This window comes from Pseudomonas sp. NPDC089918 (assembly GCF_050280605.1).
Lineage (GTDB): Bacteria > Pseudomonadota > Gammaproteobacteria > Pseudomonadales > Pseudomonadaceae > Aquipseudomonas.
The window spans coordinates 50613-63993 of sequence record NZ_JBNNVP010000029.1 but is presented as its reverse complement, the minus strand read 5'-3'; the positions used below and the strand labels follow the sequence as shown (position 1 = coordinate 63993).

General features: G+C 59.4%; 15 protein-coding genes. 10 read left to right on the top strand and 5 right to left on the bottom strand.

Annotated features, from left to right (window positions below; all coding sequences use genetic code 11):
• Nucleotides 1-89 precede the first annotated feature (89 nt).
• From speB to ACQKPC_RS20195, 6 genes are all read left to right on the top strand, one after another.
• On the top strand, nucleotides 90-1040 hold the full coding sequence (gene speB / locus ACQKPC_RS20220) for an agmatinase (RefSeq protein ID WP_030131905.1): 951 nt from the start codon (nucleotides 90-92) through the stop codon (nucleotides 1038-1040).
• Between the two features lie 9 nt (nucleotides 1041-1049).
• Nucleotides 1050-1472, top strand: a complete 423-nt coding sequence (locus ACQKPC_RS20215; RefSeq protein ID WP_007905130.1) for a YybH family protein — start codon at nucleotides 1050-1052, stop codon at nucleotides 1470-1472.
• A 54-nt stretch (nucleotides 1473-1526) separates the two neighbouring features.
• Nucleotides 1527-3038: a purine-cytosine permease family protein gene (locus ACQKPC_RS20210; protein ID WP_427626033.1), complete on the top strand. Its 1512-nt coding sequence runs from the start codon at nucleotides 1527-1529 to the stop codon at nucleotides 3036-3038.
• Nucleotides 3039-3201: 163 nt separating this feature from the next.
• Entirely contained in the window at nucleotides 3202-4581 is a 1380-nt protein-coding gene (locus ACQKPC_RS20205; RefSeq protein WP_427626032.1) for a sodium:solute symporter, read from the top strand.
• Nucleotides 4582-4667: 86 nt separating this feature from the next.
• Nucleotides 4668-5393: an MBL fold metallo-hydrolase gene (locus ACQKPC_RS20200; RefSeq protein WP_008013544.1), complete on the top strand. Its 726-nt coding sequence runs from the start codon at nucleotides 4668-4670 to the stop codon at nucleotides 5391-5393.
• A gap of 55 nt (nucleotides 5394-5448) precedes the next feature.
• A complete protein-coding gene (locus tag ACQKPC_RS20195) occupies nucleotides 5449-5700 on the top strand; it encodes an acyl carrier protein (protein WP_427626031.1) in 252 nt (83 codons plus the stop codon).
• Nucleotides 5701-5937: 237 nt separating this feature from the next.
• On the opposite strand, the gene ACQKPC_RS20190 is transcribed toward ACQKPC_RS20195, so the two are convergent.
• Together ACQKPC_RS20190 and ptrR are read right to left on the bottom strand one after the other, a co-directional pair.
• Nucleotides 5938-6066, bottom strand: a complete 129-nt coding sequence (locus ACQKPC_RS20190) for a PA1414 family protein (RefSeq protein WP_007905120.1) — start codon at nucleotides 6064-6066, stop codon at nucleotides 5938-5940.
• 140 nt (nucleotides 6067-6206) lie between these two features.
• A complete protein-coding gene (ptrR, locus tag ACQKPC_RS20185) occupies nucleotides 6207-7100 on the bottom strand; it encodes a putrescine utilization regulator PtrR (RefSeq protein WP_427626030.1) in 894 nt (297 codons plus the stop codon).
• A 104-nt stretch (nucleotides 7101-7204) separates the two neighbouring features.
• Between ptrR and ACQKPC_RS20180 the strand changes: the two genes are divergently transcribed.
• The gene (locus ACQKPC_RS20180; protein WP_427626029.1) at nucleotides 7205-8395 is read left to right on the top strand and encodes an MFS transporter; all 1191 of its coding nucleotides are present in this window, start codon (nucleotides 7205-7207) and stop codon (nucleotides 8393-8395) included.
• Here the strand turns inward: ACQKPC_RS20180 and ACQKPC_RS20175 are convergent.
• Entirely contained in the window at nucleotides 8331-9263 is a 933-nt protein-coding gene (locus ACQKPC_RS20175; RefSeq protein WP_063341262.1) for a DMT family transporter, read from the bottom strand. The two genes, ACQKPC_RS20180 and ACQKPC_RS20175, sit on opposite strands and share 65 nt — an antisense overlap.
• Before the next feature lie 280 nt (nucleotides 9264-9543).
• Complete coding sequence (locus tag ACQKPC_RS20170) at nucleotides 9544-10380, bottom strand: CvfB family protein (protein WP_030131899.1); 837 nt, start codon at nucleotides 10378-10380, stop codon at nucleotides 9544-9546.
• 351 nt (nucleotides 10381-10731) lie between these two features.
• Here ACQKPC_RS20170 and ACQKPC_RS20165 point away from each other — a divergent pair, with 351 nt between their 5' ends.
• The 3 genes from ACQKPC_RS20165 (at nucleotide 10732) to ACQKPC_RS20155 (ending at nucleotide 12793) form a co-directional block, all read left to right on the top strand.
• On the top strand, nucleotides 10732-10920 hold the full coding sequence (locus ACQKPC_RS20165; protein WP_017337097.1) for a hypothetical protein: 189 nt from the start codon (nucleotides 10732-10734) through the stop codon (nucleotides 10918-10920).
• A gap of 209 nt (nucleotides 10921-11129) precedes the next feature.
• Entirely contained in the window at nucleotides 11130-11846 is a 717-nt protein-coding gene (locus ACQKPC_RS20160) for a TorF family putative porin (RefSeq protein WP_008076706.1), read from the top strand.
• A gap of 77 nt (nucleotides 11847-11923) precedes the next feature.
• The gene (locus ACQKPC_RS20155) at nucleotides 11924-12793 is read left to right on the top strand and encodes a DUF6279 family lipoprotein (protein WP_427626028.1); all 870 of its coding nucleotides are present in this window, start codon (nucleotides 11924-11926) and stop codon (nucleotides 12791-12793) included.
• A 125-nt stretch (nucleotides 12794-12918) separates the two neighbouring features.
• Here the strand turns inward: ACQKPC_RS20155 and ACQKPC_RS20150 are convergent, their stop codons facing one another.
• Entirely contained in the window at nucleotides 12919-13311 is a 393-nt protein-coding gene (locus tag ACQKPC_RS20150; RefSeq protein ID WP_427626027.1) for a transcriptional regulator, read from the bottom strand.
• Nucleotides 13312-13381: the final 70 nt, after the last annotated feature.

Genomic DNA, 13381 nt, shown 5'->3' with positions numbered 1-13381 from the left:
ACATTTCGCAGAATCGGCCCACAGCGGTGCCCGTCTCTCCCCGAGCGTGCAACCGACATAAATAAAACAACGACGATGAGGCCTTACCCGTGGACAAGATTCTTCACCAACCACTGGGCGGCAACGAAATGCCGCGCTTCGGCGGCATCGCCACCATGCTGCGACTTCCCCATTTGCCATCCGCCGCCGGCCTGGACGCTGCCTTTATTGGCATCCCGCTGGACATCGGCACGTCCCTGCGCCCCGGCACCCGCTTCGGGCCGCGTGAAATCCGCGCGGAATCGGTGATGATCCGCCCGTACAACATGGCCACCGGCGCCGCGCCGTTCGATTCGCTGTCGGTTGCCGACATCGGTGACGTGGCGATTAACACGTTCAACCTGCTGGACGCCGTGCGGATCATCGAAGAGGCCTACGACAATATCCTCGAACACGATGTGATCCCCCTGACCCTCGGCGGCGACCACACCATCACCCTGCCGATCCTGCGTGCCATCCATAAAAAGCACGGCAAGGTCGGCCTGGTGCACATCGACGCTCACGCCGACGTGAACGATCACATGTTCGGCGAGAAGATCGCCCACGGCACGACCTTCCGTCGCGCTGTAGAAGAAGGCCTTCTGGATTGCGACCGCGTGGTGCAAATTGGCTTGCGCGCTCAGGGTTACACCGCTGATGACTTCAACTGGAGCCGCAATCAAGGCTTCCGTGTGGTTCAGGCTGAAGAATGCTGGCACAAATCCCTGGCACCGTTGATGGCTGAAGTTCGCGAGAAAGTCGGCGGCGGTCCGGTGTACCTGAGTTTCGATATCGACGGTATCGACCCGGCCTGGGCACCAGGCACTGGCACCCCGGAAATCGGCGGCCTGACGACCATTCAGGCGATCGAAATCGTGCGCGGCTGCCAAGGCCTCGATCTGGTCGGCTGCGATCTGGTGGAAGTCTCGCCAGCGTACGACACCACCGGTAACACCTCGCTGCTGGGCGCCAACCTGCTGTACGAAATGCTCTGCGTACTGCCGGGCGTGGTCCATCGCTGAGGATCGGTCATGAGCGAACGTGATCAGGTACTCAATGCCGCCGCTGAGCTGGTATCGGCCTTTGCCCGTAACGATCGCGAAGCTTACTTCGGCGCATTCAGCGTTGATGCCAGCTTCGTGTTCTACACCCTCGAGCAGCCCCTGCTGTCGCGCGATGCCTATCAGGCGTTGTGGGACACCTGGCGCGCCGAGGACGGCTTCGAGGTGCTGTCGTGCACCTCGAGCAACGCCTTCGTCAGCCTGCAAGGTGACGTGGCGATTTTCATCCATGACGTAGCCACCGAGCTGCGCATGCAAGGGGAGCAACACTTCAGCCAGGAACGCGAGACGATTGTTTTCAAGAAACAGACGTCTGGCCAAGAACAACAAGGCCTATGGCTGGCCTGCCACGAACATTTGTCCGCAATGCCGGAAGGGCTGCCACCCCCTTAGCCAAACAGGTGACGCTCACGCACGATGAGCGCGCCTTTATGATCGGAGCAGATCATGAATAACAACAACAAAGACCAAAGCCTTACGCAAATCGAAACCTACGGGGTCGAACAGATCCCGGACAACGAACGCACCGCAGGCCCGACGGACTTGTTCCGGATGATCTTCGGCGGTTCCAACACCTTTGCCACCGCCGTGCTCGGCAGTTTCCCGGTACTGTTCGGCCTGTCTTTCCAGGCGGGCGTCTGGGCGATTGTGCTGGGCGTGTTGCTGGGTTCGCTGATCCTTGCACCGATGGGCCTGTTCGGTCCGCTCAATGGCACCAACAACGCGGTGTCGTCCGGTGCGCACTTCGGGGTGCACGGGCGGATCGTCGGTTCGTTCCTGTCGCTGCTGACCGCCATCGCCTTCTTCTCGCTCTCGGTGTGGAGCTCGGGTGATGCGTTGATCGGTGGCGCGAAACGCCTGATCGGCCTGCCGGAAACCGACCTGACCCTGGGCCTGGCCTACGGCTTGTTCGCGATCCTGGTATTGACGGTGTGCATCTACGGCTTCCGCTTCCTGCTGTGGGTCAACAAGATCGCCGTGTGGAGCGCCAGCCTGTTGTTCCTGCTGGGCATCTTCGCCTTCGCCGGTCCTTTCGATGTGAACTACGCCGGCAGCGTCAGCCTCGGTCAACCGGGTTTCTGGGCGGCCTTCATCGGCGCTGCGCTGGTAGCGATGAGCAACCCGATTTCCTTCGGCGCGTTCCTCGGCGACTGGTCGCGCTACATCCCGCGTGATACGTCCAAGCGCCGGATCATGGCTGCCGTGGTGATCTCGCAGATCGCCACCTTCATCCCGTTCCTGTTCGGCCTCGCCACCGCCACCATCGTGGCGATCAAGGCACCGGACTACATCGCGGCCAACAACTACGTCGGCGGTCTGCTGGCGGTATCGCCGAGCTGGTTCTTCCTGCCGGTGTGCCTGATTGCGGTGATCGGCGGCATGTCCACCGGCACCACGTCGCTGTATGGCACCGGGCTGGACATGTCCAGCGTGTTCCCGAGGGTGCTGTCGCGGGTCAAGGCAACGTTGCTGATCGGCGTGATGTCGATTGCCTTCATCTTCATCGGGCGCTTTGCGGCGAACCTGGTGCAGAGCGTGTCGACCTTCGCTGTGCTGATCATCACCTGCACCACCCCGTGGATGGTGATCATGATCATCGGCCTGCTGGTGCGTCGCGGCTTCTACTGCCCGGATGACCTGCAGGTGTTCACCCGTGGCGAGAAAGGTGGCCGTTACTGGTTCACCCACGGCTGGAACTGGCGCGGCCTGGGTGCCTGGATCCCAAGTGCATTGGTGGGTTTGTGCTTCGTGAACCTGCCGGGGCAGTTTGTCGGGCCGCTGGGCAACCTCGCTGGTGGGATCGACATCAGCTTGCCGGTGACCCTCGGCCTGGCCTCGCTGGTGTACCTGACATTGCTGAGCCTGTTCCCGGAACCGGCTGCGGTGTTCGGCCCCAACGATGCACGCAGCAAGGGCGCACACACCATCGCAAAACCTGAAATGCGTCAGCCAGCCTGACACCGACACCCCTGTGGGAGCGAGCCTGCTCGCGATGACTGCGGCACATCCGACATTGATGTGACTGATAAATCGCTATCGCGAGCAGGCTCGCTCCCACAGGGGCCGGTCCATAGAACCATCTTTGTTTCACCATAAAAAAGACAATCGGAGACACGCCATCATGGCTTTGGATTTATTCGTCGTACTCATCTACGCCGCCGCGATGCTGATACTCGGCTACTACGGCATGCGCAAGGCCAAGACCAACGAAGACTTTTTGGTCGCCGGTCGTAACCTAGGCCCGAGCCTGTACATGGGCACCATGGCCGCTACCGTTCTGGGCGGCGCATCTACTGTCGGCACCGTGCGCCTGGGCTACGTCCATGGCATCTCCGGTTTCTGGCTCTGCGCAGCCCTCGGTTGCGGGATCGTGGCGCTGAACCTGTTCCTCGCCAAACCGCTGCTGAAACTGAAAATCTACACCGTTACCCAGGTGCTGGAAAAACGCTACAACCCGATGGCCCGCTCCGCGAGCGCGGTGATCATGCTGGCGTATGCGCTGATGATCGGCGTGGTCTCGATTCTGGCCATTGGCACCGTACTGCAAGTGCTGTTCGACCTGCCGTTCTGGCTGTCGGTATTGGTCGGCGGTGGCGTGGTGGTGATCTATTCGGCGATCGGCGGCATGTGGTCCCTGACCCTGACCGACATCGTCCAGTTCGTCATCAAGACAGTGGGCCTGATGTTCATCCTGTTGCCAATCTGCCTGTACCGCGTCGGTGGTTGGGATGAGTTGGTGTTGAAACTGCCGGCAACCGCCTTCAGCTTCACCACGATTGGCTGGGACACCATCATCACCTACTTCATGATCTACTTCTTCGGGATCCTGATCGGCCAAGACATCTGGCAGCGTGTGTTCACCGTCAAGAGCGCCAAAGTGGCTCAGGTCGCCGGTACATTCGCAGGCTTCTACTGCATCCTTTACGGACTGGCCTGCGCCCTGATCGGCATGGCCGCTCATGTGCTGATCCCGGACCTGGACAACGTCAACAACGCCTTCGCCGCCATCGTCAAACTGTCCCTGCCGGACGGTATCCGTGGCCTGGTAATTGCGGCTGCCCTGGCGGCCATGATGTCCACCGCCAGCGCCGGCCTGCTCGCCGCCGCCACCACCCTGACCGAAGACCTGCTGCCGAAACTGCGCGGCGGTAAACAGTCGAGCCTGGCGGTCAACCGCCTGTTCACCCTGCTGACCGGCATCGCCGTGCTGGGGATCGCGCTGGTGGTGAACGACGTGATCAGTGCCCTGACCCTGGCCTACAACCTGTTGGTGGGCGGCATGCTGATCCCGCTGATCGGTGCAATCTTCTGGAAACGCGCAACCACCGCCGGCGCTATAGCCAGCATGGGCATGGGCTTCGCCACCGCGCTGCTGTTCATGGTCAAGGACGGTATGGACGCCAACACCCCGATCTACTACAGCCTCGGCGTGGGTCTGGTGAGTTTCGTGGTGGTCAGCTTGCTGTCCCGTCGCCCGGCCGTGGTGGCCAGCGCCGCCTAAGCTTAAACATGACGACTTGATGCTTTCTTCGACGGGTGTGGCGTCGGTTGCCACACCCGTTTTTTTTCGCCTGGAGAAAACCTTTGATGAAGATTGTTTCTCGCGATCAGTGGTTCGAAGTGAAACAGCTCAGCGACGGCATCCGCCTGATTCACGAGCCTTACATTCGGCCCTTTTACCGCTGCAATCTCTGGCACATTCAGGGGCGTGACAAGGATTTGCTGCTGGACAGCGGTTCCGGCCTGGTCAGCCTGCGCGAGCAATTGCCGTGGATCACCGAACGACCACTGGTGGCGGTGGCCAGCCATTGCCATTTCGACCACATCGCCGGGCATCACGAATTCCCCGAACGGCTGGTACACCCGGCCGAGGCACAGATCCTCGCCGAGCCCGACGGCGACAACACCCTGAGCAAGGCTTTTGTCGGTGACGACATGTTCGAGGCTCACCCCGACTGCCCGTTGTGCTACGCCGAATACCGGGTCAAAGCCGCACCGGCCACGGGTTTGATTGAAGAAGGCGACGTGCTCGATCTCGGCGATCGGGTCCTGCAAGTGCTGCACACGCCGGGTCATTCACCGGGCGGCATCAGCCTGTTTGAAGCGGCGACCGAAACCCTGTTCAGCGGCGACATCATTTACGACGGGCCTCTGATCGAAGACGCCTATCACTCCAACCTCGACGACTACGCCCGCAGCCTGCAACGCTTGCGCGCGCTGCCGATCCGCACGGTGCACGGCGGACATTTCGGGAGTTTTTCCGGGGAGTATTTGCGCACGATGATAGACGAGTGGCAGCGCCGACACGCCTGAAGCCTGCTGTACTCAGCACCAGGGACAACAACAATAACGCCCTCGAAGAACAATCATGACAAGAGACGCCGTTCGTACAGCCGTGCACCGCCTCATCAGCCGTCTGCTGGAGGGCCGGGAAGACTTCGACGACAACACCCGTCTGGTGCAGTTGGGACTGGATAAAAAAGATATTCAAGATCTGATTTTCCATCTGGAAGATCAGCTGGGACTGACAGCGTCCACCGCCGAAGAAGACCGAATGCTCAAGACTGCGACGACCGTCGACGACTTGAGCCGGTTTTTGATTGAGATCGGGCGGTATTGAGACCGGTTGTCATATACATCTTTTGTGGCAGATGCAGTCACCTGTGGCGAGGGGGCTTGCCCCCGTTGGGCCGCGAAGCGACCCCAAAACGCTCACCGCGGTGTATCAGACAGAACGCAGTGCGCCGGTTTACGACTGCTGCGCAGCCGAACGGGGGCAAGCCCCCTCGCCACAAGCAAGCCCCTCGGGCAAGTCTCCTTGCCACAACAAGCCCGCTTGCCAGATAGGTTCAGGCGTTTACCGGCGGCGCTGCTGGCGGCGACGTTGTTCGTCGTCAGTGCGAATGGGTATGGGTTGCAGAGGCGGTTCGATCAAACCGAGTGCGACACCCAGGTCATGCAGCCAGTTTTGGATTTTCTCTTTCATGATGCCCCCCTTCAGGGTCGTGCCGAGCGGCCGAAGTTCTGTAGCCCCTTCGCACTGATAATAGTCCGAAGTCCTACGCAATGCTCGCCCAAGATCGCAATGATCTGTTACTAAATTGATCCAAATCCCAGACCGCACGTTCAAGCAATTGCCTGGGCCTGAATCGCTGCCGATGGATACACCGCCTGCTGTTGCTCGATCCATGCATTCAGGTTGGCCCCGACCATGCCTTTGCGCCACATCAGCCAAGTGGTCGCGCTGGCGAATGGCTCGGCCAACGGGTGCACTGCCACGCTTTCGCGCCCCGGCAGACTGGCGAGCATCGACTCCGACATCAGCGCCACGCCGGAACCGGCAATCACACAGGCGAGCATTCCCGGATAGGACTCGATCTCCATCGCCCGGCCCATGGCCGCGTGATCATGGGCAAACCAGGCTTCCAGACGCATCCGATAGGAACAGCCCTGGCGAAACGTGAACACCGAACGTCCTTCGACATCCAGTGCGCTGCGTACCGGCGGATGATCGGCCTCGCTGATCAACACCAGCCGTTCGTCGCACAACGGCACGCCGTCGAGCCCGGCCAGTTCCAGCGGACCGTCCACCAGCGCCGCATCGAGGCGCCCGGTGAGCAGACCTTCGAGCAATTCGCCGCTGGGGCCCGATTGCACTTGCAGGTTCACCGCCGGATAGCTGCGGTGATAACGCGCCAACAGCTCTGGCAGGTGAATTGCGGCGGTGCTGTACATGGTGCCCAGTACGAAATCCCCGGCCGGTTGCCCGCCCTGCACTGCCGCATGGGCTTCGTCGTGCAAGGCGAACAGCTTGGCGGTGTAGTCCAAGAGGACTTTTCCCGCAGGTGACAACTGCAAACGCTGACGCTCACGTACGAACAGTTCGACACCGAGTTGCTCTTCGAGCTGCTTGAGCCGGGTCGACAGGTTGGACGGCACGCGATGCAAGCGTTCAGCAGCCCGGGTAATGGAGCCCTCCTCCGCCACCGCCTGGAAGATCCGCAATTGGCTGAATTCCACGCCATTCTCCAAATCAGAACAAGTTTCTCACTATTATTCATTTTTAAAGAAAGTCAATCAGTCCTAGCCTGGCGGTCATTGATCCTCGGAACGGAACTCAGACCATGTCCCCTCTGATTCGCTTAACCGCCAGCTTCATCGCCCTGATGATGGCCATGGGCATCGGGCGTTTCGCCCTGACCCCGCAACTGCCGCACTTGCTCAGCGAAGGCCAGATCGACCTGACTGCCGCCGGTCTGATTGCCGCCGCCAACTACCTCGGCTACTTCGTCGGCGCGGTGGACGCGATGTTCGCCCGTCGTCCCAACCAGGTTCGTCGGCGCCTGATCGGCGGTTTGTGGCTCTGTGTATTGCTGACCCTGGCCTCGTTCTGGGCCGACGGGTTCTGGTCGCATCTGGTGCTGCGTTTCGGCACGGGCGTGGCCAGCGCCTGGGTGTTGGTGATGATTACCGCATTGAGTCAACCGCTGGCAGCGGCGGCCGGTCGTCCGCGACTTGGCGCCCTGGTCTTTGCCGGGCCGGGCCTGGGGATTTTTCTGACAGGGTTGTTGGCTCTGGGCTCGAACCTGCTGGGGCAGACGTCCGCAGTCTTGTGGCTGGTGTATGCCGGAGTCGGGCTGGTGATGCTGTTGGGGATTCTGCCGTTCCTGCCGCAACCGGCTGCCTCTTCTGTGGCGACACCACCTGCTGCCACATCCGGCACCCAAGGTGTCGGACGTTTACCGGTGATCTATGGTCTGTACGGTTTGGGCTACATCATCCCGGCCACTTTCCTCTCGCAAATGGCCAGCGCGCAGTTCCATGGGCAATGGCAAGCCGATCTATTCTGGCCATGCTTCGGTCTGGCGGCGGCAATCGGGGTGGTGTTGGTGAGCCTGCGTCGGCACAACCCGAATGCCACTCGCCATTGGCTGATGGCAACATTGTGGTTGCAAGCGGTCGGAGTCTTCGCCTGCCTGTTGGGCAGCGGTGCCGGCCTGGCGTTAGGGGTGATCTTGTGTGGCGGGCCGTTCCTGGCCTGCATGCAACTGGTGATGCAGCGCTCCCGGGAACTGGCGCCCCATGCCACCCAGCGCAACGCCGGGCTGCTCACCGCGTGCTTCGCCGTGGGTCAGCTCAGCGGGCCGTTGCTGGCAGCGCTGAGCAGTCATTTCAGCGGTGGATTGCAACCCGCGCTGCTGATCGCCGGCAGCGGTTTGCTCATCGCAGGAGGCCTGTTGCTGCGCCCGGTCAGGGTTGCCCAAGTGCTTTGCGCAAACGACGGCGGACCCACTGCTCTGCGCTCACAAAAGTGATCCCGAGCAGAACCAGCACCGCGCCGATCACAAAGTTGAGACTCAGTTCTTCGCCCAGCAGCACCACGCCGAATGTGACGCCGAACAGCGGCGTCATGAACGAAAACACCGCCAGGTTCGCCGCCAGATAACGACGCAGCAGCCAGAACCAGGTCAAGTAACTGAAGAACGACACCACCAACCCTTGGAATAACACACTCGCCACGGCAACAGTGGTCAGGCTGACATGAGTGACCTGCCCGCTGAGGATCGCGATCAACAGCAGGCCGACGAAGCCGACGATCAGTTGATAAAACAGCGTCAGCGTCACCGGCGCTTCCGACAGGCGCGAGGCGCGCACCACAACAGTGGTCGCGCCCCATGACGCGCCAGCCAGCACGCCCAACGCATCGCCCATCAGCATGCGGTGGTCGAGGTTGTCCCACGACACGCCACCGGCAAACGCAATGGCAATGCCGATGAAGGCGAGAACAATCCCCAGCCACTGCACCGGCCTTAAACGCTCACTCGGCAGCAGCCAATGCACGCCCAACGCGGTGAAGATCGGCGCGGTATAAAGGAACACCGACATGTGCGCGGCCGTGGTCAATTGCAGGCCTTCGGAAATGAAGAAAAACTCCAGGCCAAACAACGCACCCGCCAGCAAGCCGCCGCGCCAGGTAGTGCCAACCTGATCCCAACCGCCCTTCCAGCAGATCAACAATCCTACGAGCAATGCGGAAATACCCGACCGCCCCGCCGCTTGCATGACCGGCGCGATGTCGGGCGCGGCCCACTTGATCATCACCTGCTGCACGCCCCAGATCAGGCACAGCCCGACCATCACTTGCAGGGCAAACCCATCGGCGCTACGCCGGGTGGCGCTCACCGGAACACCTCGATAACACAATCCATGGCAGTGACTCGACAGTAAAAGCAAAGCCCCGACCTTCTGGCTGAGCAGAGTGCCGGGGCGAAAAATTATGCCGTCGATTATTAACCAGATGGACAGAAAAAGGTGTCTGCAAAAGACCTTTAAATCGTTGCTTGCGTCATATGGCGGTCGCGTCCTCCCTGTAGGAGCTGCCGCAGGCTGCGATCTTTTGATCTTGATCTTTTACAGTCAAAAGATCGCAACCTGCGCCAGCTCCTACACGGGCGGCGTAGGGTCAGCTGAGTTCGATACGATCAGCGTGAATGACGATCTGGCCGTTCTTGTACAACGCACCAATGGCCTTTTTGAAGTTGCCCTTGCTGACGCCGAACATACTGCTGATCAGCGTCGGGTCGCTCTTGTCGCTGACTGGCAGAGTGCCGTTGTTGTCGCGCAACTTGGCAAGAATCTTCGAGTTCAGGCTAGTGGCAGCTTCCTCGCCCACCGGTTGCAGGCTCAGGCTGATCTTGCCGTCGGCGCGGACTTCTTTGATAAAGCCCTTCTCTTCTTTACCGGCGCGCATGAACTTGAAGATTTCGTTCTTGTGGATCAGACCCCAATGCTTGTTGTTGATGATTGCCTTGAAGCCCATATCGGTCGCTTCGGCCACCAGCAAATCAACTTCCTGACCCGGGGTGTAATTGGCCGGGGTCTTGTCCAGGTAGCGGTCCAGACGCGCCGTCGCGGTGATGCGGCGCGTGTGTTTGTCGAGATAAACGTGCACCACGACATACTCGCCGGCCGTCATCTGGCGCTTTTCTTCGGAATACGGCAGCAGCAGGTCCTTCGGCAAACCCCAATCCAGGAACACGCCGATGCTGTTGACTTCAACAACTTTCAAACTGGCGAATTCACCGACCTGAACTTTCGGCTTTTCGGTCGTTGCGATAAGTTTGTCATCGCTGTCCAGATAAATAAAAACGTTGAGCCAGTCTTCATCTTCGCTGGGAATATCTTTGGGGATATAACGGTTAGGCAGAAGGATTTCGCCATCCGCGCCACCGTCCAGATATAAACCGAAGTTAGTGTGTTTAACCACTTGCAAACTGTTGTAGCGCCCGACTAAAGCCATGTCCAATACCCTCATTGCGTGGGCGGCATTCTACCCGGTTTTGCGGGCCGCGTTCGGCGGCCGGTCCGGTGGCACAAGAAAATCCGTCGAAGGCCTTAATTTTCCTGGGTTTTACCCGGTGCGCTTGCCCGCTCGTCAGACCATTTGGGTGCCTCGCTCCATGGTCTGCCCATCCGAAAAACGCTTTTTCTTCACTTGGGTTCTTAGTTAAAACAGCAGCTTACGGGAACATTGCGAATAATAACTTGCGATAAATTGCGTTTCTCCGAGGTGTATTTCGGGAGGATATTTACCAAGCAATTGTCAAGTATTTCCTGTACGATGCCTGGCCAAGTTAATTTCTACAGGTTAATGGCCGCCATGCGTGTAAAAGCATCCAACAGCAAAGCAAAGCCAGCTCCAGCCGTTGAAACCAGCGAATCGATCAACAACCAGATCGCTGCGTTCCTCAAGTCCGGCGGAGAGATCCAGCAAATTGCCAAAGGCGTCAGCGGCCAGACGTTCGGCCCGTCCAAGCAGATCACATTGGGCAAGAAGTAATCCCCCTGTGTTAACTGGTCCCTAAGCGCTTTGAGCTTCGAAGCGCTTGGACTGGAACCCTCCCGCAATACCCCATCAAACAAATCAATATTTCAAAAATCGACGAACGGCCCTCGATGCCGAGCATTCGCCGGTATGCTTGCACACGTCTAGATCAAGCGTTTCAGTAGGTTTCAAGGACCTGCTCCTCGCTGTTCATGGAGTGACGCATGCTCAAGCCCTCTCTTTTCCTGCTCTGCAGCGTGCTGTGGTGTTCAGACGCCAATGCGCAAGTCTTCCAGCGCGAACTGGGCGACTTCGATCTTAAACTCGCCACCACGCCCAGTCGCAGCATGGCCCAAGGGCTGGTCAAACCCTCGACGACCGGCTCGTTCCACGGTGGCCTCGACCTGAGCCACGACAGCGGCTTCTATGTGGGTCAATGGTCCCCCAGCATGGGGCTGAGTCCCTCGAGCAATCTCGAAGTCGATTCCTACATGGGCTTTAAACAGCCCTTCGATCACTCCCTCGGCTACGAAGTGGGCATGATCCATTACAGCTACCCGAAAGTGGACACCCTCGACAGCCAGGAGCTTTTCGGCGGCCTGACCCTGCTGGGCAGTCGCTTCGGCGCGGCCTTCAGCAACGACCCGGACAAACAGAACAGCACCCTGTTCGCCGACCTCAGTGGCAACCAGCCGTTCGGCATCGGGATCAGCCTGAAATACACCACCCATCAACTCAACACACCGGTGTCCGTTGACGATGGGTATGTAGGCAGCTTTACCGACTGGTCAGTGAAATTGTCCCGGCCGTTCATGGGCATCGATCTGGACTTGATCTACAGTGATTCAAGCCTGAGCGGCAGCGATTGTTCCGCTTATTCTGGCCACAATAGCCAGTGCGACGGCCTGGTGACGCTCAAGGCTGCGCACAGCTTCTATTAATTGGCTGAACTGCCGGGCTTATCCCGCGATCACACAAGAGACCCCTTTAAGAAACCAGGTCTTCGCAAGGACTCGTCATGTCGCACTGGTTGAAGCAGATCGGCGTCATCCTCACCCTTAGCCTCACCGTCGCCGCGTGCAGCCGCGTGGGCCTGGCTTACCGCAACCTCGACGTGATCATTCCCTGGACGCTCAGCGACTACCTGGAGATGAATCACGAGCAAAAAGACTGGTTCAACGAGCGCCTCAAGGAACACTTGAGCTGGCACTGCACCACGCAATTGCCCGGCTACCTCGACTGGCTGGATCGTTTACAGGCCATGGTCGAAGCCAACCAGATCACCGACGCCGCACTGCAAACCCGCACCCAGGAAGCCAAACAGGCCATCGCCGATACCGCCCGGGAAATCACCCCGTCGGCCATCGAGTTGTTGCAGGGCCTTGATGACAAGCAAGTCGCGGAAATGAACGATGCCTTCGCCAAGGACCAACGCAAACGTCAGGAGGCCTACCTCAAACCGTCTCTGGAGCAACAGATCAAAGAGCGGAGCAAGCGCATGGAGAAACGCCTGAATGACTGGCTCGGCCCGCTCAACCCGAGCCAACAGCAACGGGTCGTGGCCTGGTCGAATGCCTTGGGTGATCAGAACAAGCAATGGATTGCCAACCGCGCCCATTGGCAACAGCAATTCAGCGCGGCAGTCGCGCAACGGCAGAGCCCAGAATTCCCACAGCGAATCGAGACACTTCTGGTGAATCGCGAGAGTTTGTGGACGCCGGCTTACCGCGAGGCCTACGCCAACACCGAAGCCCAGGCTCGGGCGTTGCTGGTGGACGTGATGGCCGAGAGCACACCGGTTCAACGTGAACGGTTGCTGCAAAAGATTGAAGGTGTGCGCAAGGATTTCGTTGATTTGAAATGCCTGAAAGCGGCGCGGCAGGATTAAACGGATCACCACAATCCAATGTGGGAGCGGGCTTGCTCGCGAATGCGGTTCAACATTCAAATCTATGTCGACTGTCACACCGCATTCGCGAGCAAGCCCGCTCCCACAGGGGGTAAACGCGATCTTCAGGCAATCTGCGCCTTCGACGCCACCTCATCAAACGTCATCTCCTCCAGCGCATCTTCCTGCTCATCCAGCACCTCGCGCGGATGCTCATTACCCGGAATGCTGCTGTCAATCAGGCTTAATAAACTCGAGCCCCGAGGCGTCAAAATGTAGTTCTCACCATTGCCACCCTGATCTTCTGGCCGAGACTCGATATAGCCCCGCAGCAGCAGTAACTTTTCGTACTCGCCAGCCACGGTTTTCAGGTGATCCAGGTTCTCAAACGGCTCACCCGCGGAGGCTTTCTCCGCCGCATACTGCTCGGCATAAGGCCGTGGAGTGAAACTGTGGCCAGCGCCGTTCTGCACTTCATGCAGCAAGCGTTCAATCAAATCCCAGTTATAAGTCGTCATCCTGATCAACCTCCAGAGCCCGTGAGTGAAATGGCCTTCATAGGTTGTGACCGACAGGGAGGGCGGCCGT

Excerpts from the sequence above, each read along its gene's own strand:
- ACQKPC_RS20155 (WP_427626028.1), top strand. The coding sequence starts at position 11,924 with ATGTCGCACTGGTTGAAGCAGATCGGCGTCATCCTCACCCTTAGCCTC.
- ACQKPC_RS20205 (WP_427626032.1), top strand. The coding sequence starts at position 3,202 with ATGGCTTTGGATTTATTCGTCGTACTCATCTACGCCGCCGCGATGCTG.
- ACQKPC_RS20150 (WP_427626027.1), bottom strand. The coding sequence starts at position 13,311 with ATGACGACTTATAACTGGGATTTGATTGAACGCTTGCTGCATGAAGTG.
- ACQKPC_RS20160 (WP_008076706.1), top strand. The coding sequence starts at position 11,130 with ATGCTCAAGCCCTCTCTTTTCCTGCTCTGCAGCGTGCTGTGGTGTTCA.
- ACQKPC_RS20210 (WP_427626033.1), top strand. The coding sequence starts at position 1,527 with ATGAATAACAACAACAAAGACCAAAGCCTTACGCAAATCGAAACCTAC.
- ACQKPC_RS20180 (WP_427626029.1), top strand. The coding sequence starts at position 7,205 with ATGTCCCCTCTGATTCGCTTAACCGCCAGCTTCATCGCCCTGATGATG.
- ACQKPC_RS20215 (WP_007905130.1), top strand. The coding sequence starts at position 1,050 with ATGAGCGAACGTGATCAGGTACTCAATGCCGCCGCTGAGCTGGTATCG.
- ACQKPC_RS20170 (WP_030131899.1), bottom strand. The coding sequence starts at position 10,380 with ATGGCTTTAGTCGGGCGCTACAACAGTTTGCAAGTGGTTAAACACACT.
- ACQKPC_RS20200 (WP_008013544.1), top strand. The coding sequence starts at position 4,668 with ATGAAGATTGTTTCTCGCGATCAGTGGTTCGAAGTGAAACAGCTCAGC.
- ACQKPC_RS20190 (WP_007905120.1), bottom strand. The coding sequence starts at position 6,066 with ATGAAAGAGAAAATCCAAAACTGGCTGCATGACCTGGGTGTCGCACTC.
- ACQKPC_RS20195 (WP_427626031.1), top strand. The coding sequence starts at position 5,449 with ATGACAAGAGACGCCGTTCGTACAGCCGTGCACCGCCTCATCAGCCGT.
- ACQKPC_RS20165 (WP_017337097.1), top strand. The coding sequence starts at position 10,732 with ATGGCCGCCATGCGTGTAAAAGCATCCAACAGCAAAGCAAAGCCAGCT.